Here is a 26,985-nt window from a genome sequence, read left to right as displayed (position 1 = left end):
GGCGCGCAATGCATCGAGGCTTCTGTTTTTACGAAGTCTCGAGCGCTTGTTCACCTGTGAGCCGTTGACGATCATTTGATTAACTAACTCAGCATTTCAAAAAACGAAATGCTCTGTTCCGGTTTCTAAGTGTTCTACTCGCGCACATAACAAACGAGCATGTGAATCAGATGCGTTTGTCATGTTGACCGACCAGCGATACGGCGCGAATCATCACCCGTGCTTACCTGAAATCTGATCCGCGAAGCCCGTCGTGGAATGTTGCGAATCTCGTCGTGTGCCGGGATCGGCTCCGCGTGCCCACCAGGCACTTCAATGAGTAGGTTATTTATAGAATGGATCGTTTCTATGAGATGCAAATATTCATAGCCGTTGCAGAAGAAGATGGCTTTGCCGCTGCGGCACGTCGGCTAAATATATCGCCGCCTACGGTCACGCGCGCGGTGGCATCCATAGAGGAGCGCATTGGAACTCAGCTGTTGTCGCGCTCCACCCGAAGCATGCATCTGAGTGAGGCGGGGTTGCGGTATCTGGAGGATTGCCGACGGATCCTGTCTGAACTTGAAGAAGCTGAAGAAGCAGCGGCGGGGAGCTACTCCGTTCCTTGCGGCAATCTCACCATTACCGCGCCGGTCATTTTCGGAGAGATGTTCGTGGCTCCGACGCTGGTCGAATACATGGACCGTTTTCCAGCCGTGACCCTGAACGCCATGCTGGTCGACCGTGTTGTGAATATGCCCGACGAAGGTGTCGATGTCGGTATCCGGATCGGACATCTGCACGATCCCGGGCAAGTTTCAGTCAAGGTGGGTGAAGTGAGTCTTGTGGTATGCGCCTCACCGCAGTACCTGGACAGGGTAGGCCGCCCTGGTCATCCGAATGATCTTGCGGGGTACAACCTGGTGAGCTCCTCCGCCAGTCATCTGCTACGCGACTGGCAATTCGTCCATCACGAAAAACAACTGAGTTTCAGCCCGTCTCCCCAGTTAATCGTCACGGACAATAAAGCAGCGATCAATGTCGCCTGTCTGGGTTGGGGAGTTACGCGTGTACTCTCCTATCAGGTTGATAACTTCATCAAAGCGCATAAGCTCGAGGTCGTTCTTGGCGATTTCCAGCCTGCACCGCTTCCCATTCATATCGTCTACCAGAAAAGTGCCAGGGTACCCGCTAAAACCCTCACATTCGTAAGTTTCTTGGCAGATCGCCTGTTGAGCACCCCTTCATTGCAGTTGTGACGACAAGGGAGAAACAATGGATCGCTATCACGAGATGGTGATATTCCGAGGACTGCATGGATGTCGCAGCCTTTCCATGTCCTCGAACCGGACAGGCGTTGCCGTGACGACCATTGTGCGGGCCATCGGCCGCCTGGAAAGCAGGCTGAAGGTACAGCTCATTGTTCGCACGACTCAGGGTATCCGGCTGACCGAGCAAGGCGAAAAGTTTATGACCGACGCCATACGGATTCTGGATGATGTTCAGCGGTTCGAGTCTTCAGCGCGCGGCGCCCAGAGTATTGTCAAAGGCAGGCTGACGGTTATTGTTCCGGCGTTGTTCAGCAGCTATGTGTATCCGGAGATCATCAGCGAGTACTCAAGACTGCATCCCGAAGTCACCGTTTTCACCCGGTTCACCGATCAATATCCCGCCGTCCTCGATAATGGAGCCGACATCGCTTTACATGTCGGCAGCCTGCCTAGTAGCGCACTCATTGCCAGGCAAGTCGGCCATGTCAAATCACATATCTGCGGCAGTCCGGCCTACTTGCAGGATCGTGGCGCCCCGCGTGTGCCTTCGGAACTTAGAAAGCACCGCTTGATTGCCACGCACGGTTACCGAGAGGATATTCGCTGGGACTTCCAATCAGCGGGGCAGCCAATCAGTTTCAAGGCCAGCTCGCAACTCAGGTGCGCCACCATGCAAGCTGCCATCAATGCATCCTGCCAAGGTGCAGGTCTGCTGAGTTGCCCAAGCTTTGCGTTGTTCAACTATCTGGAGAGTGGGAGGTTGTGCCGTACGCTCAGTGAATTCGAAGTCCCTGCAGCCCCGCTGCATCTCGTTTACCGAGAAGGCCGTCATGCTTCACTACGGGTTCGAAGCTTTGTGGATTTCTCCGTCGCTGCCCTGCGAACGCACCCTGCGTTACAACCAGTTACAAACTAATGCAGTGTCTAATACAAGAACAACCGCCGTAACTAGCGTCTGCTCAACGGCCCGCTACGCTACCCGATCAAGTGCAAATCAATGATCGTTTCACAAACAGGAATGGTCGGTTTCGGTTTCTGAACATTCCTTGCCCCGTTCCAACAGTGGAAGATGACCGCACATCCAAACCCCGTACTACAACAAAGAAAGGTGCCGTCATGTCGAACCCAATCAAGTTGTATCGCCACGCGTTGTCCGGACATGCGCATAGAGTTGAGTTAATGCTCTCGCTCTTGGGCCGTCCAGTTGAGATCATTGATGTGGACCTGGCCAAAAGCGCGCAAAAGTCTCCTGAGTTTCTCGCAATGAACCCCTTCGGCCAGGTCCCGGTCATCGATGACAACGGCGCGGTGCTGGCGGACTCTAACGCCATATTGGTGTACTTGGCTCGTCAGTATGGCGACGCCCATTGGCTGCCGACGGATGCCGTTCAGTTGGCGCAAATCGTTCGATGGCTATCCGTTGCAGCCGGCCAGATCAACAACGGGCCCGCCAGAGCACGTCTGATCACCGTTTTTGGCGCGGGTTACGATGCCAAGGAAGCGATCGCCAAATCCCACGAGCTCTTTAAGGTGTTCGAGAAAGAACTGTCCCAGCGCGACTTCCTGGTGGGCGATTTGCCCACGGTCGCAGATGTCGCCGGCTATACCTACATCTCCCATGCGCCAGAAGGCAATGTTTCCCTCGACGATTACCCTTCAGTGCGGTCGTGGCTAGCCCGCATTGAAGCAATGCCGGGGTTTGTGCCTATGCGCCGTACCGCGGTAGGCCTGCAGCAGGCTTGAATCCACTGCATGAACAAATTTCTCCCGGCTGTACAGGTGAGTTGGCTCCTCGGGGATTCGTATCGGGCTATGCGCAGCATGGCGAGGTTCGGATGGAGACAGCTCAGGCGCACCGGCCCGGGTGCGCCTTTGTTTATCACTCTTCTGTCAAGGTGACTGTGATGTCCAACGAAGAAAAACGCCTTCCCCTTCCGCCGTTTACGCGTGAGTCCGCCATCCAGAAAGTGCGTCTGGCTGAAGATGGATGGAACACTCGAGATGCAGCGAAGGTTGCGCTGGCGTACACACTCGACACCAAATGGCGAAACCGATCCGAATTTGCAACCAATCGTGCAGAAGCTGAGGCGTTCTTGACGCGTAAGTGGATCAAGGAGCTCGACTATCGATTGATCAAAGAACTGTGGGCCTTCACTGACAACCGCATCGCTGTCCGCTATGCATACGAGTGGCACGATGATTCGGGGAACTGGTTCCGCTCGTACGGGAACGAGAATTGGGAGTTCGCCGAAAACGGTTTGATGGCTCACCGTTTTGCGTGCATCAACGACTTACCCATCAAAGAATCAGAGCGCTTGTTTCGTTGGCCGCTGGGTCGCCGTCCGGATGACCATCCCGGCCTCTCGGAGCTGGGCCTCTGAGACGACAGACTTGGGCGGGGAAGGTTGTTGATAGGGACATCGTTTTGAATCAGGTCAGCTGTCAGCACTCACCTCTGACAGTGAAGAGAGTCCGCTCGCGGACTCTCTTTTTTGGGCTGCGTTCATCGCGCAGTGCCGGGTTTCCAGGTTTTCAGCCACAGAGCGTTGCCCACGACGCAGACACTCGACAGCGCCATCGCGGCGCCAGCGATTACTGGGCTCAGCAGCCCTGACGCCGCGAGTGGGATGCCGATCGCGTTGAAAATGAATGCCCAAAAAAGGTTCTGGCGAATCTTGAAATAGGTCTTGCGGCTGATTTCAAGGGCTGCCGGGATGAGCATGATGTCGCCACGCATCAACGTAATACTGGCGGTATGCATGGCGACATCGGTGCCGCTACCCATGGCGATTCCAAGGTCGGCTGCTGCCAGCGCGGGTGCATCATTTACACCGTCACCCACCATCGCGACGACCCGTGACTTCTTGAGCTTTCTGACCGTGTCGGACTTGTCCGCAGGCAGTGCTCCTGCACGGAAATCGGCAATTCCCAAAGCATCGGCGACGAGTTTTGCGCTGCCCACATTGTCACCCGTCAACAGGTGGCACTCGATGTTGCGCTCCTGCAATTTACGGATCGCAACAGCGGCACCGGCCTTGATTTGATCGGTGAAGGCGAACAGTGCCAATACCTTGGGCCTGTCACCTGCATCCACTAACCAGGATAGCGTATGCCCATCGGACTCGAGTACCTGCGCCTGCTTGATGACGTAGGCCGGAATATTCATGCCCGGGCTCAGGAGGCGACGACTTCCGAATTTCAAACGGCGGTTACCCACCGAACCCTCAATACCTTTACCGGGCAGGATGCGGCTCGTCGCTAGCGGCGCTAGTCCAACAGCCCGCGCGCGGCAAGCCTCAACCACGGCTCGTGCCAACGGATGCTCGCTGCCTGCCTGCAAAGCGCCAGCGAGTGCCAGGACTTCTTGTTCGTCACCGTTGACCGCAATGACAGACGCTATTCTCGGCCTGCCTGTGGTCAGAGTGCCTGTCTTGTCGAGCACAACCGCGTTGATGTTATGCGCACGCTCAACGGCTTCGGCGTCCTTGATGAGAATGCCATAACGAGCTGCGACTCCGGTGCCCGCCATTATCGCCGTGGGGGTCGCAAGCCCCAGGGCGCAAGGGCAGGCGATTACGAGTACCGCAACTGAGTTGATCAGCGCCGTTTCCCATGATGCCCCAAGGCTCAGCCAAACGATCAGTGTGATGAGCGCGATCACGAGCACTAGCGGGACGAACACCGCGCTCACTTTGTCCACGAGCCGCTGAATCGGCGCTTTTGCCCCCTGGGCATCTTCGACCAGTCGAATGATCTTCGCCAGGACCGATTCTGCCCCGATCGCGGTGGTACGAATGAGCAGCCGGCCATTACCGTTAATCGCACCGCCTGTGACCTTTGCACCGAAGGGTTTAAATACGGGCATGCTTTCGCCGGTGATCAGTGATTCGTCTACATGGCTTTCACCGTCAGTGACTTCCCCATCGACCGGGATTCGCTCACCGGGCAACACCGAGACGACGTCGCCCAGACGCAGAGCGCTGATAGCGACATCGCATTCAACGCCGTCGATCACCTGAGTCGCACGTTCGGGTCGTAGGGCTTCGAGCGCGCGGATGGCACCTGCCGTCTGGCGCTTTGCCCGATTTTCAAGGTACTTGCCAACCAGTATCAGTGCGATGACCACCGCAGAGGCCTCAAAGTACAAATGGGGCATGCCACCCTCTGGTGTTCTCGCCCATTGGTACAGGCTAAGACCGTAGCTGGCCGTGGTCCCCACGGCGATCAACAGATCCATGTTGCCGCTGCGCGCTTTTAAGGCTTTCCAGGCCGCAACGTAAAAGCGCGCGCCTATCAGAAACTGCACCGGAGTAGCCAACGAAGCCTGGACCCAGGGGCTGAGCATCCAGTGAATGCCGAAAGGTTCGAGCAGCATGGGTAGTAACAGTGGAAAGGCGAGGGCAATGGCGAACCCCATGGCGGTGCGTTCCGAATTGCCTCTGATACGCGCCCGGTAGTCGCTGGTCTGGCGATCGGTAATTTCCCGTGCTGTATAACCCGCATCATTTACTGCCTGGATCAACACCTCAGGGTCGGGTAGACCGACCATCTCTACCAGTGCCCGTTCGCTGGCGAAATTCACGTTAACACTGCGCACACCCGAGACCTTGGCAAGCGCTCGCTCGACTCGACCTGAACAGGACGCACAGGTCATGCCCTCGATCGCCAGTTCCAAGCGTTCATTCATCACGCTGTAGCCTGCCTTGTCCACCGCATGGATGAGGGCAGGCATGCTGTCGGCTCTCGCCTCTACGTGAGCTTGTTCTGTCGCAAAATTGACGATGGCCTTGCTTACACCTGGAACAGCGCGCAGGGTGCGCTCAATTCGTCCGGCGCAGCTCGCGCAAGTCATCCCGGTGATGGGTAAGTTAAAGTGAGTCGTAATCGGTGGCATATGGTCGCTCCGTTTCTGACAGATTTTTCTTATGTGTCATCTGAAACCGGTGTTCGACGCCGGGCTGGGCTAAGTCACAGATCAATCACCAAAGGAGGACTGCCCGGTGCGGGCACCGAGCAGCACAGCAAAACTTCTCCATTAGGGACCGGATCCAGCGGTGGGATCAGATAGTTCACAACTCCCGCGCCAAGACCGGTTTTACAGGTTCCGCAGGTACCTGATCGGCAGTTGAACTCAGGGCTCAAGCCTCGAGCTTCGGCCAGCTCCAGCAATGTCCCGCTTTGCGGTTCCCAGCGAGCCTCTTTGGCGGACTTCGCGAACATGACCTTCACCGGCACGGTAGAAGATGTCGGTTGCAGATTCTGCGGTAACGGGGCCCCGGTATCTCGTATCAGTGTCGACACACCGAACGCTTCTGCGTGGATACGATCATCGGGAATGCGGATTGCCCTAAGCCCGTCGTAGAGCCCTTGAGTAAAACTGGCGGGGCCGCACACATAAAAGTCATAGTCGTCGAGTGGCAACAGGCCCTTAAGGGTTTGGACTGTGATTCTTTCTGCGTGGTCGTAGTCGACACCTGCGACTGTTCCTGATTCTGGCTGACTAACATAGCGCAGCAGGTTGACCTTCTTCCCACCACGCTCCATCAGGGATACCAACTCCCGGCCAAACGCCAGGTCCGCAACCGTGCGCGCACCTTGCAGCACCCATGTGGGCCTCATGCGACCTATCCGCTGCCCTTGGTAAATCACCTCTCTGAACATCGCCAGCATCGGGGTGATACCTACGCCGGCGCCTATCAATACCAGCGGGCGCCTTAGGGAAGGCTCCACGGTAAACAGACCCCGAGGACTGCGGGCCTCAAGTCTGTCGCCAAGTTGGATGCGCTGATGCAGATGGGAGGAAAACACACCTTGGCGCTTGACGCTGATCCGCAGAAAATCATCAGAAGGGGCACTGGAGATGCTGTAATTTCTGATCATCGGTTGATCATGGCTGCTTTCTTGCGGCAGGCGAACGGGCAGGTGCTGGCCTGCCTGATAGGGGAGGAGGCCGCCACCGTCGACTGGCTGAAGATGGAAGGATCTGATCTCGGCGCTCTCGTCTTCGATACGAACCACCTCGAACACGCGCCAGCGATCTTGCCAGGCCAGAGCCTGCAGCCGTTGAGCAGCCTCCGGCCAATCGCCCGTCATGAGCGAGCTGGAAGACTCTGCGTCTGGGCCAGTTGTCCACCGAAGCCCCAATGCTTTCTCACGGTACACCATGCGCTGCGGCGTAAAGCGCCACAAACGCTCGGCTCCCTGAAAAGCCGCGATTTCAGGGCTGTCCAGCAAAACCTCGGTATCGCCTGTCATCTGCAGCACATCACCCTTCTCGAAATCCACGAATATCAATCCGGCTTTCGGATTGAGCATCAGGTTGCCCAAGGTGTTGAAAAACAGGTTGCCGTTGAAGTCAGGGATCAAAAGGGTACCGTCATCATCCTGCCTCACGAATCCGGGCTTGCCGCCTCGGTGCGACGCATCTACTTCTGTCACGCCATCTCGAATGGCATAGGAGGCCACGAAAAACGAATCGGCGCGCGCAATCATCTGCCGGGACCGGTCATCGAGCCCATGGAGTTCAGTGTCAGGACCGGCAGGCTCGTCCACGAAATGAAACTGGCGCAGCTTGATGTAACGCGGACAGTTGCCATATGCCTGGGATACAGCGATCTGAAAACCGCTGTCGCCGGCACAGCGTATAATGCCGTTCATTCGGTTGCGTCGACGTGTGTGCAGTTCGATGCCCAGTAACCCGATGGCGCTGCCATCAGCAATACCCGCCTGAGCAGGGTCGGCGGGTTGCGCAGGGAGCGAAAGGGTCAGGATATTGGGACGGGGCGAATCCATGAAGCCGGGTTGGCCTGTACGCAGCGTCGCCCAAGGCTGGCCATCGCCGTCTACCGTGCCAAGTACCACGAAGGGCAATTGGGCATAAAAATCACGATGTTGATCAGGCATCCAGTCGCGGGCCATTTGTCGCTCACCCGGGCCCACCATCAAAGCTACCGCGTCAACCGAACGCTGTAGTTGCAGCTCACCATCGTGCCAGGGCGATCGCTTATCAGATTCACTTCCTTCATTCATGAAGATCTCCCCGGGTGACTTGTCGAGTGGTTCATTCACCTGAATTGCGGGTTGCAGAGCCCATCATGATGGTCCGATTTTGTTTTCCTCATTGGAAGACTCGCACACGACAATCAAGCATTTCAGGTTATGAAATGATTGAGGGCTGATGCAGGTGTTGGCAGGCATCAGGCATAGGCCGGACTTATAGAAAGCATTGGATCTGCGTCTTGGACGTGGCGTAACGCGCCGAGCACGATACCGCCTCCATCCGTACATCAGGCTGAACCTCCAGGGAGCAAAGAGCATGGATTTTACGGCGCTTGTCGAATGGCTTAATTCCCACGCGTACTAACTGGACTCAGGGTCGATAGATTCAGGCCAGGTGCTGTCGCGACTGGCCAGTGCCGACGTTCTCAGAATAGGCGTGAGCCGTGTTTGGGGTGGGCACGGTAAAACCCTTGCCGATGCCGTCGAAGCATTGTCGATGGTAGCTGCCCACTCCATGGAAGCCGCCCTAGTCTTATGGGGACAGCGCGCGCTCATCGAATATCTGGTTCATACATCTAACGGATCGTTGCGCGAGAAGCTTCTGCCTTCATTACTGGACGGCAAGTTAGCCGGCACGGTTGGGTTCTCAAATGCAGTCCGATTTCTGTCAGGCCAAGGCCCTCTGGCAATGCGGAGCAAGCTGATAAGGGGAGGGTGGAGGTTGAACGGTGACCTGCGAGCCGTCACTCATCTGCGGCCCCGCAACTTTGTAATCGCCACTGCGGTGGACAGCGATGAGGGAGGCAACGCGTTCGTCGTTGCGGTGCCTTGTTCTTGCGCTGGTTTGCGACATTCAGACGACCTGTCTCTCGCAGAAACGCAGCTCGGACATCTGGCTTCACTTAACTTCAACGACGTGAAAGTGGGCAGTGAGTGGATAGTACATGAGGATGCGCAACGCTTTCTTCGCTCGGTACGCCCCGGGCTGCTTGGTTTGCAGTGCGGGTTCTCCATGGGACTCGCTCAGAGAGCTCTGCTGGAGGTCGAGCGTCTTCAACAGAATCGGCCCGTGCTGCTGGACGCGCTGATGTTCCAGCGTCAACGGCTCGGACAAGACGCTTGTGAACTCAAGAGCGGGCTGCTTGATGGCCGATTCCGAACTGACCCTTTTCCCTTGTTCAAACTGAAGATTGCATTGACGCAAAGTGCGACGGACGCGCTTGAGCTGGAACGTCAGGCGTTGCAGGCCGTTAGCGGGGAAGGGGAGCAGAGTGGTTTTTTGCGCCGCTGGCGAGAGTCGAACTTCGTGGCGACGATCATACCCAGTCTTGCTCAGTTGAGCAGTCAGCTGTCCAACGACGCCACGCCAGAGGGTAGCGCTATGTCGGGCTACCGCCAAGCTAATGCTGGTGAACAATCATTGGCTGAATAACCAGCGCCAAACACTCATGCAGCCCCGCATAAATTCACCCTATGAAATTTTCTATTGTCAGGATCGTAGCTTTTTGCCGGAAACGATTGCGTCGATGATTCAATCCCGCCGGATTTGCCTGTCGCCGGGTACGTCCCGCCAATCATTGATGCGTCGTTCATGAGCTACGAATATGTCTTCTCTTGCCAAGGGCTATCTGGATGTACTTCTTGCCTCGGTGCTTCTCATCTGCCAAGCACATGCTTCGTCAGTAGATTCGGATTCCGCACAGCTGGCTTATCGCGACGTCGTCGTGGACGGGGTGAAGATTGCATATCGCGAGATCGGTGATCGGAATGCGTCGACGGTGTTGTTGCTGCATGGCGTACCTATTTCTTCGCGCATGTATGACGCCTTAATGCGTCGGCTGGGTGAACGCTTTCATTTGATCGCGCCGGACTACCCAGGATTCGACAATAGCGACGCGCCTGCCCCCGGTCAGTTCAGCTACACGTTCGATCATTACGCCCAACTGATACAGCAATTTATCGATGTCGTAGGGGTGAAGCAGTACACCTTGTTCATGCAGGATTACGGCGCCCCGGTTGGCATACGTCTGGCCATCAGCAGACCGCAAGCTGTAACCGCGATGATCTTCCAGAATGGCAACGTGTACACCCAAGGCTTGGGCAAGATGTGGGAAACCCGAAAGGCGTACTGGGAAAATCGTTCGGCAAATGAGGGCAAGATCCAGGCAGCGCATCTCTCGGTGGAGTTGACCCGCGCGCGCCATATCGGGACTGATCCGAACGTCAGTGCCTATGAGCCGGACCTGTGGCAGGACGAAGTAGCATTTCTCAACCGTCCTGGGCAGGCTGCCATTCAGATGGAGCTGATCTATGACTATCGCACCAACATAGCAGCTTACCCGGCTTGGCAGGCGTGGTTGCGCAGCCATGCGCCTCGTACTTTGGTGCTGTGGGGCAAGTACGATCGAAGGAAACTCGTTTCATGGGGGTTCTAGGCTCTGTAGCTTCATCGATAGCGGGCAGGTCGAGGATTTTGTCAGCGTGATGTTTGCTATCGGCCGAAGGCGGCGGTCGTAACCGGAAGGGTTCTTGCATGATTGCCGGTGAGGCGCAGTACAACTCCGATACGAGACGCAGCAAGAATCTGGAGAAAGCAGTGGAGAACGTCACGACTGATAAAGACATAGAAGCCTCACCGGCGTTCTGGCGATCTCAAGAGATGCTTTTGCTCCAGCAGGTCACCGGTTTGATGGGCAAAGATCTAACTTCAGATACGGTGCTCAACGAGATGCTGCATCTGCTTTCCGAACTGTTGGGTTTGAATCGTGGGCGCATCGTGCTGTTCGATGAGGCGTCAGAGCAGGCCCGTATCCGCTATGCCTACGGGCTGACCCGGGAGGAAATCAAACGTGGCGTGTACGGGCTGGATGAGGGCATTACCGGTCGGGTCCTGGCCCGTGGGCAATTGATCATTGTTCAGGACATCGACAAGGAACCCTCATTTCTGGGGCGGGTCGTTGAACGGGTCAAACTGCCGCCGGGACCGGTGTCGTATATCGCCTTGCCGATCATGATCGGGCAGAAAGTCATCGGGGTGCTCGCGACGCACCGAATCCGCATGCGGGCGCGGCCATTGACTGACGACATCAGCATCCTGCGGATTCTGGCGACCATGGTCGGGCAGATCCTGCACTTGCGCGCCTACATCAGGGAGAAGACCGAAGCGCTGGAAATACGCAATCAGCAACTGGTGCGAGCCTTGGAAACCCGCACCAGTCGCTATGGCATCGTCGGCAGCTCGCCACAATTGCTCCAGGCGATTTCGGAGTTGGAAAGGGTGTCTAATTCCACTGCCAGTGTTCTGTTACTGGGAGAGTCAGGCACCGGCAAGGAGCTGTTTGCACGGGCGCTGCATCTGGCCAGTCCCAGGCAAGACAAACCGTTCATCAAGATCAACTGCGCCGCGATTCCCGACACGCTCTTTGAGTCCGAATTGTTCGGCTATGAACGTGGCGCATTCACGGGCGCCAACACCGCCCGCGAAGGTTGGTTCGAGCAGGCCGATGGTGGAACGATTTTCCTTGATGAAATCGGTGAGCTGCCGCTGTCGATGCAGACCAAGCTGCTGCGCACGTTGCAGGAGGGCACCATTACCCGGCTGGGTGGCACGCGCGAGATCAAGGTGGATGTCAGGCTGGTAGCGGCCACCAACCGTGATCTGGCCGTGGAGGTCAGCCAGGGTGTGTTCCGCCAGGATCTGTATTACCGACTCAACGTGATCCCGATTCACCTGCCGACCCTGGCCAGTCGCCGTGAGGACATTCCCGCGCTGGCGTTGCAGTTCCTCAACCGGATCAATCAGGCCAATCAGCGAAACGTCAGCTTTGACGCCACTGCGATTGAGCGTCTGCAAGCGCACAGTTGGCCAGGCAACATTCGGGAAATGTCCAACCTGATCGAGCGGCTGGTGCTTTTGGCTGAAAAGCCGGTATTGAGCGCGCGGGACATCGAATATTTCCTGCCGGCACTCGGGGCGAAAACCTCACCCGTCGCCGCTGCGCGAAGTGCACCCGCGACCGATTTCAATCACGACCTTGTGCGCCCCTACGTGGCGGTCAGCTCTCATTCCGCAGATGAGCTGGTACACGCTGTCGAGCGCTGCGGGGGCAACAAGTCGCGTGCGGCGCAGATGCTGGGAATGACGGCTCGGCAATTCAACTACCGCTGGAAGAAGCTGCAAACCTAGCGGGCGGGTGAGACTTACACATTGTCGACATTGTTTACATTGTCGACAATTTGAAGGTCGTTCAGGTGAGGCGCTTGCAAGGAGTAAAGCCTGGTAAAGCGCCAATCGTCCCTTTCAACCTACTGATTTATATAGCGAATAAAAATTTGCTATCCGGCTCATAGAATCTGGCACAGCTGTTGCGATAGTCCATTGGCGAACGGGCGCTGCACATCATGCAGCCAGCCCATTGCTCAGCCCAATGGAGATCAGACATGTCCGCAACAACTGCTCAAGTCGCCACCACTTACCTGAAACCCATCGATCAGGCCGGCCTGGAAGCGTTTGCCGAAAAGGGCCGCAATAACCCACAAACCCGCGGAACCAACAAGGTCCATACCGTAGGGCAAGGCGTGTTTCGTACGCTGAGCTACGTGGGCGATCACACGCCGGTGGTGGTTGACGAGCCACTGCACCTGTTCGGTGAGAACACCGCGCCGGCGCCGGGCGAAGTCATTCTGTCAGGTCTGGGCGGCTGCATCGCCGTGGGCGTCACCGCCGTAGCCACCTGGATGAACGTCAAGCTCAGCAAGCTGGAAGTGTTCCTCGAAGGCGACATCGGTAACCCGGCCGCGTGGGGCGCTGGCGGTGCCGAGAAACAGCCGCTGGAGATGGGCTTTCAAGACATCCGCGTCAAGGTGCTGGTGGAAGGCGACGCCTCCCGTGAAACCCTGGACGAGATCGTTCGTCTGGCCAACTACGCCTCGCCGATGGCCAACACCCTGCGCAACCCGATCCAGTTCAGCATCAGCCTGGCCGATTGAACCGGCAGCGCTGAGCCCAGCACGCCGCATACGCAAACACTGACGGGAGGGATTGCCATGAACAACATCGCGCTTGCACTCGAACCGGCGGGACGTACCGCAGACTGGGGTGATGATGCCCAGGTGCTCGGGGAGGTTAGCCGCATCTCCATGGGGCCATTGGCCGAATCAGCGCAGCGGATCGATGAAGGTCATTACCCGCTGGATATCATGGCTTCCCTCGCGCAGGCGGGTGCCTTTGCTGCACACCTGACGCAGCAGGGGCAGCGTTTCGATGTGGCGGTGGGCAGCATGCATGAAGCCAGTCGCAGTTGTGGTTCCACCGGCTTTTTGATGTGGTGCCATGACGTCTGCGGCCTGTACATGGACCAGTCCGACAACACCGCGTTGCTGTCGCGACTGGCGCTGCACACCCAAGGCCAGACGTTCGGCGGCACGGCCTTGTCCAACCCGATGAAGGCGCTGGCCGGCATCGAAACGCTGATCCTGCGCGCGCGCAAGGTGCCCGGTGGCTATCGGGTCAATGGCGCATTGCCGTGGGTCAGCCATATCAACCGTGGTCAGTACTGCGGCGCTATCGCCGGGGTGGAGCGTGATGACGGCTCCATCTCCCACGAAATCATGTTCATGCTCGATCTCGACGAGCGTGTCGAACTCAAGACCTGTCCGGAGTTTTCCGGCATGGAAGGCACCAGCACCTGGGGTGTGCGTCTGGTCGATTATTTTGTCCCGCAAGATGCCCTGATCGCCGATCCGGCGCGGCCATTTGTTCAGCGCATTCGCGGCGCCTTCATCCTGTTGCAGTCAGGCATGGCCAGCGGCGTTGCCCAAGGCAGTATCGATTCGATCCGTGAGGTCGAGCCGACGCTGGGCCATGTCAACCAGTTCCTGCACAACGGCGCCGACGAGTTGCAATTTGAACTCGATGATCTCAATGCGCGGGTGCTCAGGCTGTGCCGCACCCCGTATGAAACCAGCAAGGACTTCCTGCTGGATGTGCTGGACGCCCGGGTGCAGGGTGCCGAGCTTGCCCTCAAGGCGTCGCAGTCGGCATTGCTGCATCAGGGCGCGCGGGGCTATCGCATGAGTGCCGCGCCGCAACGGCGCATCCGTGAAGCGCACTTCGTCGCCATCGTGACCCCGGCGATCAAGCACCTGCGCTGGGAAATGGCCCGCCTGATGAAAGAGGAGATGCCGGCATGAGTGCCCTGACCAAACCCTGGCTGCAATTCATCTGCCGCGCCTGCGGCGTGATCTACGACGAAGCACTGGGTGACCCGGACAGTGGTCTGCCGCCGGGTACGCGCTTCGAAGACATTCCGGACGACTGGGAATGCCCGTTGTGTGGAGTGACCAAGAGCGACTTTGAGCTGTTCGTCAAACGTGAAGTGGAAGCGGTCAGCCAGATGCCGATGTTTCAGCAGGGCACCGGAATTGTCGTGGTCGGTGCCGGTCTGGCTGGCTGGGCGGCTGTCGAGGCCATTCGCGAACTGGACCGTAGCGTGCCGATTACCCTGGTCAGCGCCTGTAACGGCAACCGCTATCACAAGCCCGAATTGTCGCTGGCGTTGAGCCGGGGCCAGACCGCGCAGTCGCTGATTCGCGAAACCGCGCAGGATGCCGCGCAACGTCTGGGGGTACGGCTGTACAGCGAAACTTCGGTGGTAGGGCTGACGCCAGCACTGCATCAACTGCGCACCACCCGCGGCACCCTGAACTATACCAAGCTGGTGCTGGCACAAGGCGCACGCCCGGCGCTGCCCGCGGCCTTGCCGCCGACCTTGTGCTGGCGCGTCAACAACCTGAACGAATGGTCCGGCTTGCAGGCACGCCTGAGCGAAAGCGCGCAGCGCATCGCAATCATCGGCGCGGGCATGGTGGGTTGCGAGCTGGCCGAAGACTTCGCCCGGGCCGGGCACAGCGTCACGCTGATTGATCGTAACCCATTGCCATTGGCAGGGCTGCTGCCCGATCTGGCGGCCGAATTGCTGCTGAGCCATCAATCCCGACAGGGCATCGAGTTCATCGGCTCGGTACAGGTCGCGCAGATCAGCGGTTGGGCAGATGGCAGCAAAACCCTGAGCACCGAGTGCAATCGCCATTTCGAGTTCGATCAGGTAGTGGCCGCCACCGGTCTGATGACTGAGAGCCGTCTGGCGCGCAACGCGGGCCTGGCGTTCGACCGGGGCATTCAGGTGGATCCACAGACGCTGGTCACCAGTGACGCCGACATCTACGCGCTGGGCGACTGCATCAGTCTGGCCGGGATGCCATGCCGTTTTGTCGAACCGATTGCCTTGCAGGCCCAGGTCATCGCCCATGGCCTGCTGGGGCGGGAACATGCCGGTTATGCCCATGTGCAACCGGTGATCCGCCTAAAAACCCGGTCTTTACCTATCGTGCTGCGTGGCCTGCCATCCATGGCCGGCACCTGGCGGATCGTCGAACAGGGCGAAGGGCACCTGCGCATGGAACAGGACCTGGACGGCCACATGGCGTCCAGCTTGCAAGTTGGCCAGGCAGCCGCCTGAACATCATTTACCAGAGGGACTGCGGGCATGAGCGACGAGAACTTTTACCGACCGTACAGCAGTGACGCGCCCTTGTCGGGGTGCAGCTGCGGCCAGCATGCCAGCCAGTCAGTCCACGACAGCGAGGCGGAGCGCGCACGAATGGCTCGGGGGCAAAACCCCGAAAGCCTGTCCCGTGATTTTGTCGAGGCAGCAGCCGTCCGTGCCCTGTTTCCCCATGACGCCACGCGCCGGCGCTTTCTCAAGGCGGTGGGTGCAGGCGCGGCCATGGCGGCGATCAACAGCTTGTTGCCGATACAGGCCATGCAGGCGATGGCCGAAGACAAGAACGGTGCGCTGGAGAAGAAGAACCTCAAGATTGGCTTCATCCCCATCAACTGCGCCACACCACTGATCATGGCCGACCCGCTGGGCCTGTATAAGGCCCAGGGGCTGAACGTGACCTTGCAGAAGACCGCCGGCTGGGCGCTGGTGCGCGACAACATGCTCAACGGTGAGCTGGACGCCTCGCACTTTCTTGCGCCCATGCCGCTGACCATTTCGCTTGGCCTGGGCTCCAACGCTCAACCCATGCGCGTCGCCAGCATCCAGAACACCAATGGCCAGGCCATCACCCTGGCGCTCAAGCACAAGGACAATCGCGATCCGCGCAACTGGAAGGGCTTCAAGTTCGCCATTCCGTTCGAGTTCTCGATGCACAACTTCCTGTTGCGTTACTACCTGGCCGAGCACGGTCTGGACCCCGACCGCGATGTGCAACTGCGGGTCACGCCGCCTGCCGAAATGATCGCCAACCTGCGCGCCGGCAACATCGACGGGTTTCTCGGTCCGGACCCGTTCAACCAGCGTGCGGTGTATGACGAGATCGGTTTTATCCATGTCCTCTCCAAGGACATCTGGGACGGCCATCCCTGCTGTTCGTTCGGCACTTCGCAGAAGTTCATCGAGGAGAACCCCAACACCTTTGCCGCGCTGTACAGGGCGATTCTCAACGCCGCTGCGCTGGCCCGTGATCCGGCCAACCGGACAATGATCGCGCAAACCATCTCCACACCGAACTACCTGAACCAGCCGGAAATCGTCATTCGCCAGGGATTGACCGGCCGTTTCGCCGATGGCCTGGGCGTGGTGCAGGACCACCCACGTCGCTCGGACTTTGACCCGATGCCCTGGTACTCCATGGCGACCTGGATGCTCACCCAGCTCAAGCGCTGGGGCTACATCAAGGGCGATGTGGATTTCAACGGCATCGCCGAGCAGGTGTTTCTGATGACAGACGCCCGCAGGCAAATGCGTGAACTGGCGATGAGCGAAGCCAGTGTTGAACCGCTGTCGGGCTACAAGGCGTTTTCGGTCATGGGCCGGCCATTCGATCCGACCCAACCCAAGGCCTATCTGGATGGCTTTGCCATCAAACGCACGTAAGAGGAGCAGGCGATGAAAACACTGAGATTCAGGGCGGCCCTGCTGTCGCTGGCCATGCTTGCCGCGTTGCTGCTGGTGTGGCAGTTGGCGACTTTGCCGACAGCAAAAACCGCGAAGGCGGCGATGGACGAAGAGTACGCCATGCTGATGGGCAAAAGCCTCAGCAGCGAGCAACGCAAGGCCAATGGTTTTCCGACGCCAGCGGAGTTCTCGACCCTGGCGCTCAAACAACTGAGCGACCCGTTCTACGACCGTGGCCCCAATGAAAAAGGCATTGGTATTCAGTTGGCGCATTCACTGGGACGGGTTGCCATCGGCTACTTGATCGCCTTGCTGGTGGCGATTCCGCTGGGCTTTGCCATCGGCATGTCGCCGCTGCTGTACCGAGCCCTCGATCCGTTCATTCAGGTGCTCAAGCCGATCTCGCCGCTGGCCTGGATGCCGATCGCGCTCTACACGATCAAGGATTCGTCGGTGTCGGCCATTTTCGTGATCTTCATCTGCTCGGTATGGCCGATGCTGATCAACACCGCCTTCGGCGTCGCTGCGGTACGCGAGGACTGGCTCAACGTCGCCCGCACCCTGGAGGTCAGCCCGTTGCGCAAGGCGTTCATGGTGGTATTGCCGGCCGCGGCGCCGACAATCATTACCGGTATGCGCATTTCCATGGGCATCGCCTGGCTGGTCATCGTCGCTGCCGAGATGCTGATTGGCGGCACCGGCATCGGCTACTTCGTGTGGAACGAATGGAACAACCTGTCGCTGTCCAACGTGATCTTCGCCGTGCTCATGATCGGCGTGATGGGCATGTTGCTGGATCTGCTCTTCGCCACCCTGCAAAAAAAGGTGACTTATGCTGAATGAAAACTCCGGGCGCACGCCTGCGTTCATCAAGGTCGAAGGGCTGACCAAGCGCTACGGTGCCGCTTCTGCGCCGGTCTTCGAAGACATCAGTTTTTCCATCCAGCGCGGCGAGTTCGTGTGCGTGATCGGCCACTCCGGCTGCGGCAAAAGCACCATTCTCAACATCCTCGCCGGGCTGGACGAAGCCAGCAGCGGGACGGTGGTGATGGGCGGCCGTGAGGTGTCCGGGCCGAGCCTGGATCGCGGTGTGGTGTTTCAGAACCACGCACTGCTGCCGTGGATGACGGTGGATCAGAACATTGCCTTTGCCGTGCGCTCGCGCCACCCGGAGTGGTCGAAAGCGCAGGTGGCGGAACACGGTACGCGCTTTCTGGAGATGGTCGGCCTGAAAGGGGCAGGGCAGAAGAAGCCCAGCCAGTTATCCGGCGGCATGAAGCAGCGTGTCGGCATTGCCCGCGCCTTTTCGGTGGAGCCGCAAATGCTGTTGCTCGACGAGCCGTTCGGCGCACTGGACGCCCTGACCCGTGGGGTGATTCAGGACGAGCTGCTGAGCATTTGCGCCGCCACCCAGCAGACTGTGTACATGATCACCCACGATGTCGACGAGGCGATTTTGCTGGCCGACAAGATCATGTTGATGAGCAACGGCCCCCATGCGCGCATCGCCGAAATCGTCATCAACACGCTGCCTCGCGACCGCTCGCGGGAAACCATTCATCACGACCCGCAGTTCTACCGTATCCGCAACCACTTGGTGGACTTTCTGGTGCGCCGCTCCAAAACCATTCAGGAGCAGAACGCGCAAGCCGCCACGCCCGCCGAGCCGCTGATCGTCTATCCCGGCCTCACCGATGACGGTCCACCTTCGGGGCCGGATGGCCCAACCAGTTCCAAGCTGCGCATCGTTGCCTGAACCCTGTTTGACAATCCCGCTGCATGACTGATGAGAGAGGTTTCCATGATTTCCAATCGCGACCAAGTGACCCAGATGATTCTCGCCGCCAAGGTCAGCAAAGGCCTGAAATGGCGTGACGTGGCGGAGCGTATCGGCCTGTCCAAGGAGTGGACCACCGCCGGCTGCCTGGGCCAGATGACCTTCGACAAGGCTCAGGCCGAGACCCTGGGTACGCTGTTCGAACTGTCGGACGAGGCCGTGGCGTGGCTGCAAGTGACACCGTACAAGGGCTCGCTGCCGACGTCGGTGCCAACCGACCCGCTGATCTATCGCTGGTACGAATTGGTGAATGTCTACGGCACCACCATCAAGGAACTGATCCATGAGGAGTTCGGCGACGGCATCATGAGTGCGATCGATTTCTCCATGGACATTCAGCGCCAGCCGGACCCCAAGGGCGATCGGGTCAATGTCGTGTTGTCCGGCAAGTTCCTGCCCTACAAAAGCTACTGATCCCGCAGTGCACCGGCCGCACCTGGGTGTGGCCATTCCATGATGGCAAGAGGAGGGCGGCATGCTCATCGACGACAATATTCTGGTCGAGGCCTTTCTGGATGATGCCAGTTCCACCTTCAGCTACCTGCTGGTGGACCGCTTGACCCTGAGCGGCGCGATCATTGATAGCGTGCTGAACTTCGATTCCAAATCAGGCCATACCCAATCGGCTGACGCGATCGTTGCTCGCGTGCGGGAACTTGGCGTGCGGGTGCGGTGGATTCTGGAAACCCATGTGCATGCCGATCACCTGTCCGCCGCCCCTTATTTGAAAGACAGACTGGGCGGCGAAGTCGCGATCGGCAGCCACATCACCGACGTTCAGCGGGCATTTGGTACGTTGTTCAATGAGGGCGATCAGTTCAAGCGTGACGGCAGCCAGTTTGATGCCTTGTTCGAGGATGGCGACCATTTTCTCATCGGCAGCCTCAACGCGCAGGCGTTGCACACGCCCGGCCACACGCCGGCCTGCATGACCTATGTGATCAGCGCGGGCGACCTTACGCTGGCATTCGTCGGCGACACCCTGTTCATGCCGGATTACGGTACCGCCCGCTGTGACTTCCCCGGCGGTGACGCCAGAACCCTGTTTCGCTCCATCAGAAGAATCCTGGCGTTGCCCGCCGCCACACTGATTTTCATATGCCACGACTACCGCCCGAACGGTCGGCCGATTGAATACCTGACGACGGTCGACGCCCAACGCAAGCACAACATCCATGTGCATGACGGCCTCGGGGAGGATGACTTCGTGGCCATGCGCGAAGCCCGCGATGCCACTCTCGCCATGCCCGCGCTGATCCTGCCGTCGGTGCAGGTGAACATGCGTAGCGGACACTTGCCGGAAGCCGAGGCCAATGGCGTGCGGTATCTGAAAATTCCGATCAACGCCCTGTGAGTTCAATCATGTTCGACCATGCGATGCTGAGCGTGCTGTTGGGCGGTGGTATCGGTGCGATCCTCGCCCTGACCGGCGCCGGAGGAGGGATTCTCGCCGTGCCGGTTCTGGTCTTCGGTCTGGACTTGTCACTGGCTCAGGCGGCACCGGTTGGACTGCTGGCCGTGGGGCTGTCGGCGGGGGTGGGGGCAGTGCTTGGCTTGCGGCAAGGAGTCGTTCGCTATCGTGCCGCAGCCCTGGTCTCGATGATTGGAGTCGTCGTTGCTCCGCTTGGGCTCTACATCGCCCATAGCGTGCCTAATCCACCGCTAGCGCTGGTCTTCTCCATCGTCCTGCTTTATGCGTGCCTACGGATGCTGCACAACGCCAATCGGGACCTGCGGCATGGAGAAGCACCACCGCGCCTGACTTCAATGCCTTGCGTGCTCAATCCGGCCTGCGGGCGCTTGCGCTGGACACTGCCCTGCGCACGCGCGCTGGCACTGACCGGAATGCTTTCGGGTTTGCTGTCCGGACTGCTGGGGGTGGGCGGTGGCTTTGTCGTCGTTCCGGCGCTGAGCCGCTGTACCAACTTGGAAATGAAGAGCATCACCGCGACGTCGTTGGCAGCCATCGCCGTTGTGTCAATGGGGAGCGTGACCACCGCGGCAATGACAGGGTCACTGTATTGGCCGGCGGCGCTGCCCTTTGCGGCGGGGGCTGTGCTTGGGTTACTCGGTGGGCGTTTGCTGGCAAGTCAGTTGGCCGGGCCTCGCTTGCAACAAGCCTTCTCGGTGACGGGGATGATTGCGGCCATCATGCTCGCCGGGCATGCTCTTTGTTCTTAAGTACGGGCGAAAGTCTTGTGTAGCGGAAGGAGCTTCAGTATCCGGCCTGGACTTGCATCCCCTGGTTCGAGTCGGCTGTGATGATCACGAACCCGTGTCCTAAATTTGCCACTCGGTTCAAGTGTATTGCCAGCGCTGCGACGAGCATTGGGGCTCTATCTTCGGGGCAGATGTAGAGCGGCTGCTTCTGGCCGATAGCGGACTGTTTGCTTGGGACAAGCTTGAAGGTTCGGTAGCGAGTTGTTACGTTTCGGTCGTCTTGCTGATGGTAGTCCGTAAATGGAAAACGATTCGTCGTTGCAGATTGAACGCGCCGCTTATGAAGAGTTTAGGTGCTTGTGGAACTTGGGAAACTTCGAGCAGCAACGACTTGGCCAAGCGTTCTATAACCACTTCGAACTGCACAAAATTACCGATCAGGCTGCATTGCGTAGCCTTTACGAAGCAGATGGCGAGAAAGCGTCGAGCTTGATCTTGAGGCTTTTCCATCTGCACTGAATGGCCGCTTTCGACCCATAGCGGACGCTAGTAACTCACTACTGTCCTCCAGACATCATTCAACGCCTTAGTCAACGTTTTCTTCGCGACGCTGTCCGATAAGTAAGAGCAGCCAATAATTATTACTTGAGGCCATGGGTAAAATATTCCCTTAAGGAATGAAGCTAGTTTCCTATTTATCGCTTTTTCTACGCTTGAAGAATGCTGACCATGGTCACTCCAATAAGCATAAAAAATGGGAGGGGCCATGACTGCAATCGCCACCACGGACACCGCCGTGCAGACGGCTAGGTCAAAGTATCGCTGGGTAGTCCTGTCGGTCATCGTCGTTGTCTACATGCTGGCGGCCGCCGACCGGGCCAACATCGGTATCGCGCTGCCCTATATCCAGAAAGAATTCGGCGCGACCAACGCCCAGGCAGGGCTGCTGGTCAGCGCGTTCTTCCTGTTCTATTCCTTGGGGCAGATTCCCGCCGGCTTCCTGCTCAGCCGTGTGGGCGTGCGTCTGGTGGCGCCGGTGTCCATTTGTCTGACATCTGTGGTCACGCTGCTCATCGGCACAGCGCACAACTTCGGGTTGCTGAAGATCTACCGGTCAGCCCTCGGGATTGCCGAAGCGGCGTTGCCTTTGTCGATGCTCAGCACCATCAACCGCTGGTTTCCAGCCCGTGAGAAGGGGCTGGCCACGGGGGCGTTTCTGTCAGCGGCGAAGATGGGCGCAGTGATCGCGCCGCCTATTGGTGCTGCGCTGATCATGCTCGATGGCTGGCGCACGATGTTCTTCGCCTTCGCCATTCCGGGGATCGTGATGGCGCTGATCTGGTGGTGGCTGGTGCCCAACGACCCACGTTCCGGACAGCGGGTCAACGAGGCCGAGGCCACCTACATCGAAGATCAGACCAAGAGCGAAACCGGCGCTGCACGGGCTCGTAAAAACTTCGGCGCGCTGGATAAAATGCTGCGTTACAAGCACACGACGCCGCTGGCCACTTCGCGCTCGGTGTTTGCGTCCTGGAACATCTGGGGCTGTGGGCTGGGGTATTTGCTGATGACCGGCGTGGTCAATGTGCTGCTGGCCTGGCTGCCAAAGTACCTCGGTGAGGTGAAGCATTTCGAGCTGATGCAGATCGGCTTCGTCGCCTCCCTGCCGTTCGCAGGCGGCGTGTTGGGCAACATCGTCGGGGGTTGGCTGTCGGACACCGTTCTGGACCGCCGCAGAAAACCGACTATGATGATCAGCGCCGTGGCCACGTGCCTGATGATGGCCGCACTGGTCTCCGCGCCAAACGATCTGCTGTCCGTCAGCCTGTTGCTGTTCGGCACCGGCTTCTTGCTGAACATCGGCTACTCATCATTTTCGGTGTATTCGATGGGCGTGACCACGCGCACCACCTACCCGGTCGCAGCCTCGCTGGTGAACAGCGCAGGGCAGGCGGGGGGGGCCATGGCACCGCTGATCACCGGCATGTTGCTGGACAGCTATAGTTGGACCGCAGTGTTCCTTTTTCTAGGGGGCTGCTCACTTGCGGCACTGGTCGTCGTGCTAACCATTCATGAACCTGCCGACCTCAGCGAGCAGCAAGGCGTTCGATAGACGCCCGGCCATTCTCCACACCTGCGTGATTGGACAAGGCGCACGGGCATCATCCCGTGCGCCTTGTCAGCTTTGCAGTTGTCGCGAGAAGTCGCACAGCTCCACAGCCCGGGATGCCACTTCAGTGACGAACGCAGATGGCCGGTCGTTACGGTACATCGCCATGTACGGCACCGCCGGTAATTGGGGGTCGGTCTTAATGATCGTCAGCTTGCCTTCGTTCACCAGCGGACGAAAGCACTCCAGCGGCAGATAGGTCACGCCCAGCCCGGCGGCGGTCAGGCCGAGCATCGCCGTGAGGCTGTCGGACGATAGCGTCTTCGGCAATTCAATGCCCAATGCCCCCAGCCATTTGTTGACGAATAAACCCGACCCCGAGCGCTTGCCCTGCACCAGCACCGGGTATTTGGCCAGCTCTGCCAGGCCCACCACCCCTGAATGCCCGATCAGCCCGGGCGCCGCCATCCAGGCGTTTTCCACGATGGCCAAAGGCACCGCTGTTACCTCGGGCGCCGTGAAGGTGTCGGGGATAATGATAAGGTCCACCAGATCGTCCATCAGCTTTTCGTGGAGGGTGCGGCTCATGTCGACTTCAGGCTCCACGATAAGGCCTGGAAAATCCTTCACCAACCTTGAAATCAGGCGCGGCAACCAAGTCAGCGCGGTGAGTTCGGTTACGCCCAGTCGCAAGCGTCGTGTGATGACTTGAGTGCCGTCTTTCAACGAGGTGATTTGATCGGCAAGGTTTAGCATTTCACGGGCAATGATCAGCAGCTCCTCGCCAGCGGCGGTGAGCCTTGCACCACGTTGTGAGCGGTCGAACAGCTGCAGCCCAGTGGTCGACTCTAACTCCTGCACCCGCTTGGAGATGGCTGACTGTGTGGTATGAAGATGTTCTGCTGCACGTTCAAATGTTCCAAGACGTTCGATCCAGTGCAGCGCCGTGAGTTGCCGAAGGGTAATCACATTCATTCCTTATGGGCATGCATTTTCATACAATAATATCGCTTTTTTCTATTTTGCAGCGTCTTTATCCTCAGGGTTATCAGCCCTATGAGGAAACCCCATGAACGCCATCGCCTCAACGTCAGAAGTCAGCGCCCTGTTGGCGGCCTTCACCCGCACCTCGACCTCCATCATCAGCGACTGCCTGGATCGTCTTCCCGGCGCGCGGCTCAAGCCGTTTCACCGCATCGAAGGCACCATGGCCGGCATTGCCCTGACCGTGAAGGTCCCCTGTGGTGATAACCGTGCGATCCATCAGGCGCTGGAAATCCTCACCCCTGGGCAGGTGCTGGTGGTTGACGGCGGGGGCGACATCAGCCGCGCGCTGATGGGCGACATCATGGCGGCGATCGCAGAAAAACGTGGTGCTGTGGGCGTGGTGGTGGACGGCGCGATTCGGGATCTGGCAACCATCGGTAAGGGGACATTCCCGATGTTCGCCCGCGCAGGATTCCATCGCGGCCCTTACAAAAACGGCCCAGGGGAGATCAACGTGCCAGTCAGTATCGGCGGCATGCTGGTCTCGCCGGGGGACATCGTCGTGGGCGATCATGACGGCATAGTCGCGTTCCCGGCCGCCCAGGCCGAAAGCCTGTTGCAGCGCTGCTTGGCCACTGAGCAAAAAGAAGCGGAGATGCTGGCGCAAATCGCCGCCGGCACTTACAAAGGCGCCTATGCGGCCCACTGAAGCGGAAACCAGAACAATGAAAATCGGAATTATCGGAGCGGGTGAAGTCGGCCTGACGTATGCGCGGCCGTGGTTGGCGGCAGGGCATGACATCGTGCTGTGCGACTTGAAACCCTCCCCCCGCGCCCAGGCATTTGCGTCAGAACTTGGGTTCGACGTGTTCACCTCCATCGCCGACATCGCGCCTGCCTGCGACGTGGTCGTGTCCTGCGTCTTTGGCACAGTCTCTCTGCCGGTGGCCGAGCAGGCCCTCGCCGGCATGCAAAAACACGCTCTGTTCGTGGACATGACCACCGCCGATCCGGCGCAGATCCGTATCGCAGCGGCCCACGCGGCGCAACTGGGCGTGGCCTACGTGGACGTCGCGATCCTCGGCGCCATTGCCCTGACCCACGAGAAAACCAACCTGCTCGGCGCAGGCGTCGGGCTTGATCAGGCCATTGAGTTGTTCGCCTCGGCAGGCGCACCGCTCAAGCCTGTGGAAGACGGCGTAGCGGGAGACGCAGCCGCGTTGAAAATCCTGCGCAGCGTGTTCACCAAAGGTCTCGAAGCACTGACCATCGAATGCTTCATGGCCGCCGAAAAGCAGGGCGTGACCGACAAGCTTCACGACGCCTTGAGCGACATCGATCAGGCCAGCCTGCGTGACTTCCTCGGCGCCCTGATTCGCACCCACGTCGTCCATGCACCCCGTCGTCTGAAGGAGGTCGAAGAGGCCGAGCGCCAGCTGCGTGCCGCCGACATGCCGGTGTCAGTGCTGCCCGGGGTCAAGGACCTGTTCCAGCGCACCGCCAACCAAACCAGCGCCAACCCACCGCAAGCTGCCGCGCCCACGCTGGAGCAGGCATTCGAATGGCTGTTCAAGGCGAACGGTATCAGCCGTTAGTCGTGGATAGCGTCTGTAATACCTTCAGAAGCATGGGAGCCTGCTATTGAAGGGTCCATGGTGGCTGGGCGTATCGGTCGAGCCACTTCGCTATCTTACCTATCAAGTCCGTATCGTTTAGGAGTGTGGGCACTCCAGATAGGCGGCTTCAACCTAAAGCGGATAGTTTTCGGCCGCTGATGCCGGGCAGTAGTGCATGGTTCGTAGGGCTCCAAACCGCGCGCGCAGAGTTGAAGTCGGATCGATCTTGAGTGTGCTGGCGTGGTTGCTCAGATCGTCTCGCATGGACGCTGTTTCGATCAACGGAATTGGACACCATCCTGATCGCTTCAATGATTTGAGTTCACGTAAGCCAGTGTTTGGTGCCGAATGGCTAGCTGTCCAAAGTCCGCTTCTGGCCGAAAGCGACGGGATGGCTACCCCGTCGCCATTGCCTGCTCACACTTCAGTCTGCTCTGCCATTTCAAGCGCGTCGTCCACTTCGATGCCAAGGTATCTGACAGTGCTTTCCAGCTTGGTGTGACCGAGAAGTATCTGTACTGCTCTGATGTTTTTCGTCCTCCGATAGATCAATGAAGCCTTCGTCCGACGCATCGTATGAGTGCCATATGGGACTGGGTCGAGGCCGATGGAGGCTACCCAAGCTTTCACTATGCGTGAGTATTGGCGTGTGGATAGATGTTCGGAAGTTCTTAGCCGACTTGGGAACAGAAAATCCCCATTTCCAAGTCGAGCCTCTTGCACCCATTCCTCCACGGCGAGTCGCGTTTGAGCAGTGATCTCGAACTGTAAGGGCCGTTTTGTTTTTTGCTGCATCACCATTGCCCTGGCTACAACTTGATTTCCGTGCGCGACATCACGAACGCGTAGCTTTGTCAGGTCGCATGCACGAAGCTTGCTGTCGATTGCCAAATCGAAAAGTGCTAGATCCCTCACGTTTTGCGCTAGCTCAAGCCTGATCCTGATGCCCCAGATATCCCGCATGCGGAGCGGTGCTTTTTGACCGACCAGTTTGCCTTTATTCCAAGGCTGATATGAGGAAGTGGTTTTTGCGCTCATGTCGTTACCTCCGTTGGTGGAG

Annotated in this window: 24 protein-coding genes; 20 read left to right on the top strand and 4 right to left on the bottom strand. The window is 58.6% G+C overall.

What is annotated here, in order from left to right:
• The first annotated feature begins 335 nt into the window (after positions 1-335).
• From ACI5GA_RS00975 to ACI5GA_RS00960, 4 genes are all read left to right on the top strand, one after another.
• Positions 336-1,238, top strand: coding sequence for a LysR family transcriptional regulator (locus ACI5GA_RS00975; RefSeq protein ID WP_421421206.1), 903 nt, complete (start codon positions 336-338; stop codon positions 1,236-1,238).
• 16 nt (positions 1,239-1,254) lie between these two features.
• Positions 1,255-2,166, top strand: coding sequence for a LysR substrate-binding domain-containing protein (locus ACI5GA_RS00970; protein WP_404638050.1), 912 nt, complete (start codon positions 1,255-1,257; stop codon positions 2,164-2,166).
• Positions 2,167-2,366: 200 nt separating this feature from the next.
• Positions 2,367-2,993, top strand: a complete 627-nt coding sequence (locus ACI5GA_RS00965; RefSeq protein ID WP_404638048.1) for a glutathione S-transferase family protein — start codon at positions 2,367-2,369, stop codon at positions 2,991-2,993.
• 161 nt (positions 2,994-3,154) lie between these two features.
• Positions 3,155-3,631 carry a DUF1348 family protein gene (locus tag ACI5GA_RS00960; protein WP_404638046.1) on the top strand — a complete coding sequence of 159 codons (477 nt, stop codon included), beginning with the start codon at positions 3,155-3,157 and terminating at the stop codon, positions 3,629-3,631.
• Between the two features lie 122 nt (positions 3,632-3,753).
• Here the strand turns inward: ACI5GA_RS00960 and ACI5GA_RS00955 are convergent, their stop codons facing one another.
• Both ACI5GA_RS00955 and ACI5GA_RS00950 read right to left on the bottom strand, forming a co-directional pair.
• Complete coding sequence (locus tag ACI5GA_RS00955) at positions 3,754-6,144, bottom strand: heavy metal translocating P-type ATPase (RefSeq protein WP_421421204.1); 2,391 nt, start codon at positions 6,142-6,144, stop codon at positions 3,754-3,756.
• A gap of 74 nt (positions 6,145-6,218) precedes the next feature.
• Positions 6,219-8,279: a pyridoxamine 5'-phosphate oxidase family protein gene (locus tag ACI5GA_RS00950; protein ID WP_421421202.1), complete on the bottom strand. Its 2,061-nt coding sequence runs from the start codon at positions 8,277-8,279 to the stop codon at positions 6,219-6,221.
• Positions 8,280-8,643: 364 nt separating this feature from the next.
• Here ACI5GA_RS00950 and ACI5GA_RS00945 point away from each other — a divergent pair, with 364 nt between their 5' ends.
• From ACI5GA_RS00945 to ACI5GA_RS00880, 14 genes are all read left to right on the top strand, one after another.
• Positions 8,644-9,681 carry an acyl-CoA dehydrogenase gene (locus ACI5GA_RS00945; RefSeq protein WP_421421200.1) on the top strand — a complete coding sequence of 346 codons (1,038 nt, stop codon included), beginning with the start codon at positions 8,644-8,646 and terminating at the stop codon, positions 9,679-9,681.
• 172 nt (positions 9,682-9,853) lie between these two features.
• Positions 9,854-10,684, top strand: a complete 831-nt coding sequence (locus tag ACI5GA_RS00940; RefSeq protein WP_421421198.1) for an alpha/beta hydrolase — start codon at positions 9,854-9,856, stop codon at positions 10,682-10,684.
• A 98-nt stretch (positions 10,685-10,782) separates the two neighbouring features.
• The gene (locus ACI5GA_RS00935) at positions 10,783-12,435 is read left to right on the top strand and encodes a sigma-54 interaction domain-containing protein (protein WP_421421196.1); all 1,653 of its coding nucleotides are present in this window, start codon (positions 10,783-10,785) and stop codon (positions 12,433-12,435) included.
• Between the two features lie 254 nt (positions 12,436-12,689).
• A complete protein-coding gene (locus ACI5GA_RS00930) occupies positions 12,690-13,238 on the top strand; it encodes an OsmC family protein (RefSeq protein WP_421421195.1) in 549 nt (182 codons plus the stop codon).
• Positions 13,239-13,295: 57 nt separating this feature from the next.
• Positions 13,296-14,441 (top strand): acyl-CoA dehydrogenase, encoded by a 1,146-nt coding sequence (locus tag ACI5GA_RS00925; protein WP_421421193.1) that lies wholly within the window; start codon positions 13,296-13,298, stop codon positions 14,439-14,441.
• Positions 14,438-15,769 carry an FAD-dependent oxidoreductase gene (locus ACI5GA_RS00920; RefSeq protein WP_421421191.1) on the top strand — a complete coding sequence of 444 codons (1,332 nt, stop codon included), beginning with the start codon at positions 14,438-14,440 and terminating at the stop codon, positions 15,767-15,769. Before ACI5GA_RS00925 ends, ACI5GA_RS00920 begins: the two co-directional genes overlap by 4 nt.
• Before the next feature lie 141 nt (positions 15,770-15,910).
• The gene (locus tag ACI5GA_RS00915; protein WP_421421189.1) at positions 15,911-17,194 is read left to right on the top strand and encodes a CmpA/NrtA family ABC transporter substrate-binding protein; all 1,284 of its coding nucleotides are present in this window, start codon (positions 15,911-15,913) and stop codon (positions 17,192-17,194) included.
• 12 nt (positions 17,195-17,206) lie between these two features.
• On the top strand, positions 17,207-18,058 hold the full coding sequence (gene ntrB, locus ACI5GA_RS00910; protein WP_421421187.1) for a nitrate ABC transporter permease: 852 nt from the start codon (positions 17,207-17,209) through the stop codon (positions 18,056-18,058).
• A complete protein-coding gene (locus ACI5GA_RS00905) occupies positions 18,048-18,971 on the top strand; it encodes an ABC transporter ATP-binding protein (protein WP_421421186.1) in 924 nt (307 codons plus the stop codon). The genes ntrB and ACI5GA_RS00905 overlap by 11 nt, the downstream gene beginning before the upstream one ends.
• Before the next feature lie 45 nt (positions 18,972-19,016).
• Positions 19,017-19,466, top strand: coding sequence for a cyanase (gene cynS, locus ACI5GA_RS00900; protein WP_404638022.1), 450 nt, complete (start codon positions 19,017-19,019; stop codon positions 19,464-19,466).
• Between the two features lie 61 nt (positions 19,467-19,527).
• The gene (locus tag ACI5GA_RS00895) at positions 19,528-20,406 is read left to right on the top strand and encodes an MBL fold metallo-hydrolase (protein ID WP_421421184.1); all 879 of its coding nucleotides are present in this window, start codon (positions 19,528-19,530) and stop codon (positions 20,404-20,406) included.
• 8 nt (positions 20,407-20,414) lie between these two features.
• Complete coding sequence (locus tag ACI5GA_RS00890; protein WP_421421182.1) at positions 20,415-21,233, top strand: sulfite exporter TauE/SafE family protein; 819 nt, start codon at positions 20,415-20,417, stop codon at positions 21,231-21,233.
• 279 nt (positions 21,234-21,512) lie between these two features.
• Positions 21,513-21,731: a hypothetical protein gene (locus ACI5GA_RS00885; RefSeq protein WP_421421181.1), complete on the top strand. Its 219-nt coding sequence runs from the start codon at positions 21,513-21,515 to the stop codon at positions 21,729-21,731.
• A 247-nt stretch (positions 21,732-21,978) separates the two neighbouring features.
• On the top strand, positions 21,979-23,325 hold the full coding sequence (locus ACI5GA_RS00880; RefSeq protein ID WP_421421179.1) for an MFS transporter: 1,347 nt from the start codon (positions 21,979-21,981) through the stop codon (positions 23,323-23,325).
• A 66-nt stretch (positions 23,326-23,391) separates the two neighbouring features.
• Here ACI5GA_RS00880 and ACI5GA_RS00875 read toward each other — a convergent pair whose 3' ends face one another.
• Positions 23,392-24,297, bottom strand: coding sequence for a LysR family transcriptional regulator (locus ACI5GA_RS00875; RefSeq protein ID WP_421421176.1), 906 nt, complete (start codon positions 24,295-24,297; stop codon positions 23,392-23,394).
• Positions 24,298-24,391: 94 nt separating this feature from the next.
• Here ACI5GA_RS00875 and ACI5GA_RS00870 point away from each other — a divergent pair, with 94 nt between their 5' ends.
• Together ACI5GA_RS00870 and ACI5GA_RS00865 are read left to right on the top strand one after the other, a co-directional pair.
• Positions 24,392-25,018, top strand: coding sequence for an RraA family protein (locus ACI5GA_RS00870; RefSeq protein WP_421421175.1), 627 nt, complete (start codon positions 24,392-24,394; stop codon positions 25,016-25,018).
• 16 nt (positions 25,019-25,034) lie between these two features.
• Positions 25,035-25,904, top strand: coding sequence for an NAD(P)-binding domain-containing protein (locus tag ACI5GA_RS00865; protein WP_421421174.1), 870 nt, complete (start codon positions 25,035-25,037; stop codon positions 25,902-25,904).
• 438 nt (positions 25,905-26,342) lie between these two features.
• Here ACI5GA_RS00865 and ACI5GA_RS00860 read toward each other — a convergent pair whose 3' ends face one another.
• Entirely contained in the window at positions 26,343-26,963 is a 621-nt protein-coding gene (locus tag ACI5GA_RS00860; RefSeq protein WP_421421172.1) for a tyrosine-type recombinase/integrase, read from the bottom strand.
• Between the last annotated feature and the right edge of the window lie 22 nt (positions 26,964-26,985).

Origin of the sequence: Pseudomonas sp. Pseu.R1, assembly GCF_045764065.1 — a bacterium.
Lineage (GTDB): Bacteria > Pseudomonadota > Gammaproteobacteria > Pseudomonadales > Pseudomonadaceae > Aquipseudomonas.
Note: the sequence above shows the minus strand (reverse complement) of the source record. Positions and strands in the feature narration are given on the sequence as shown.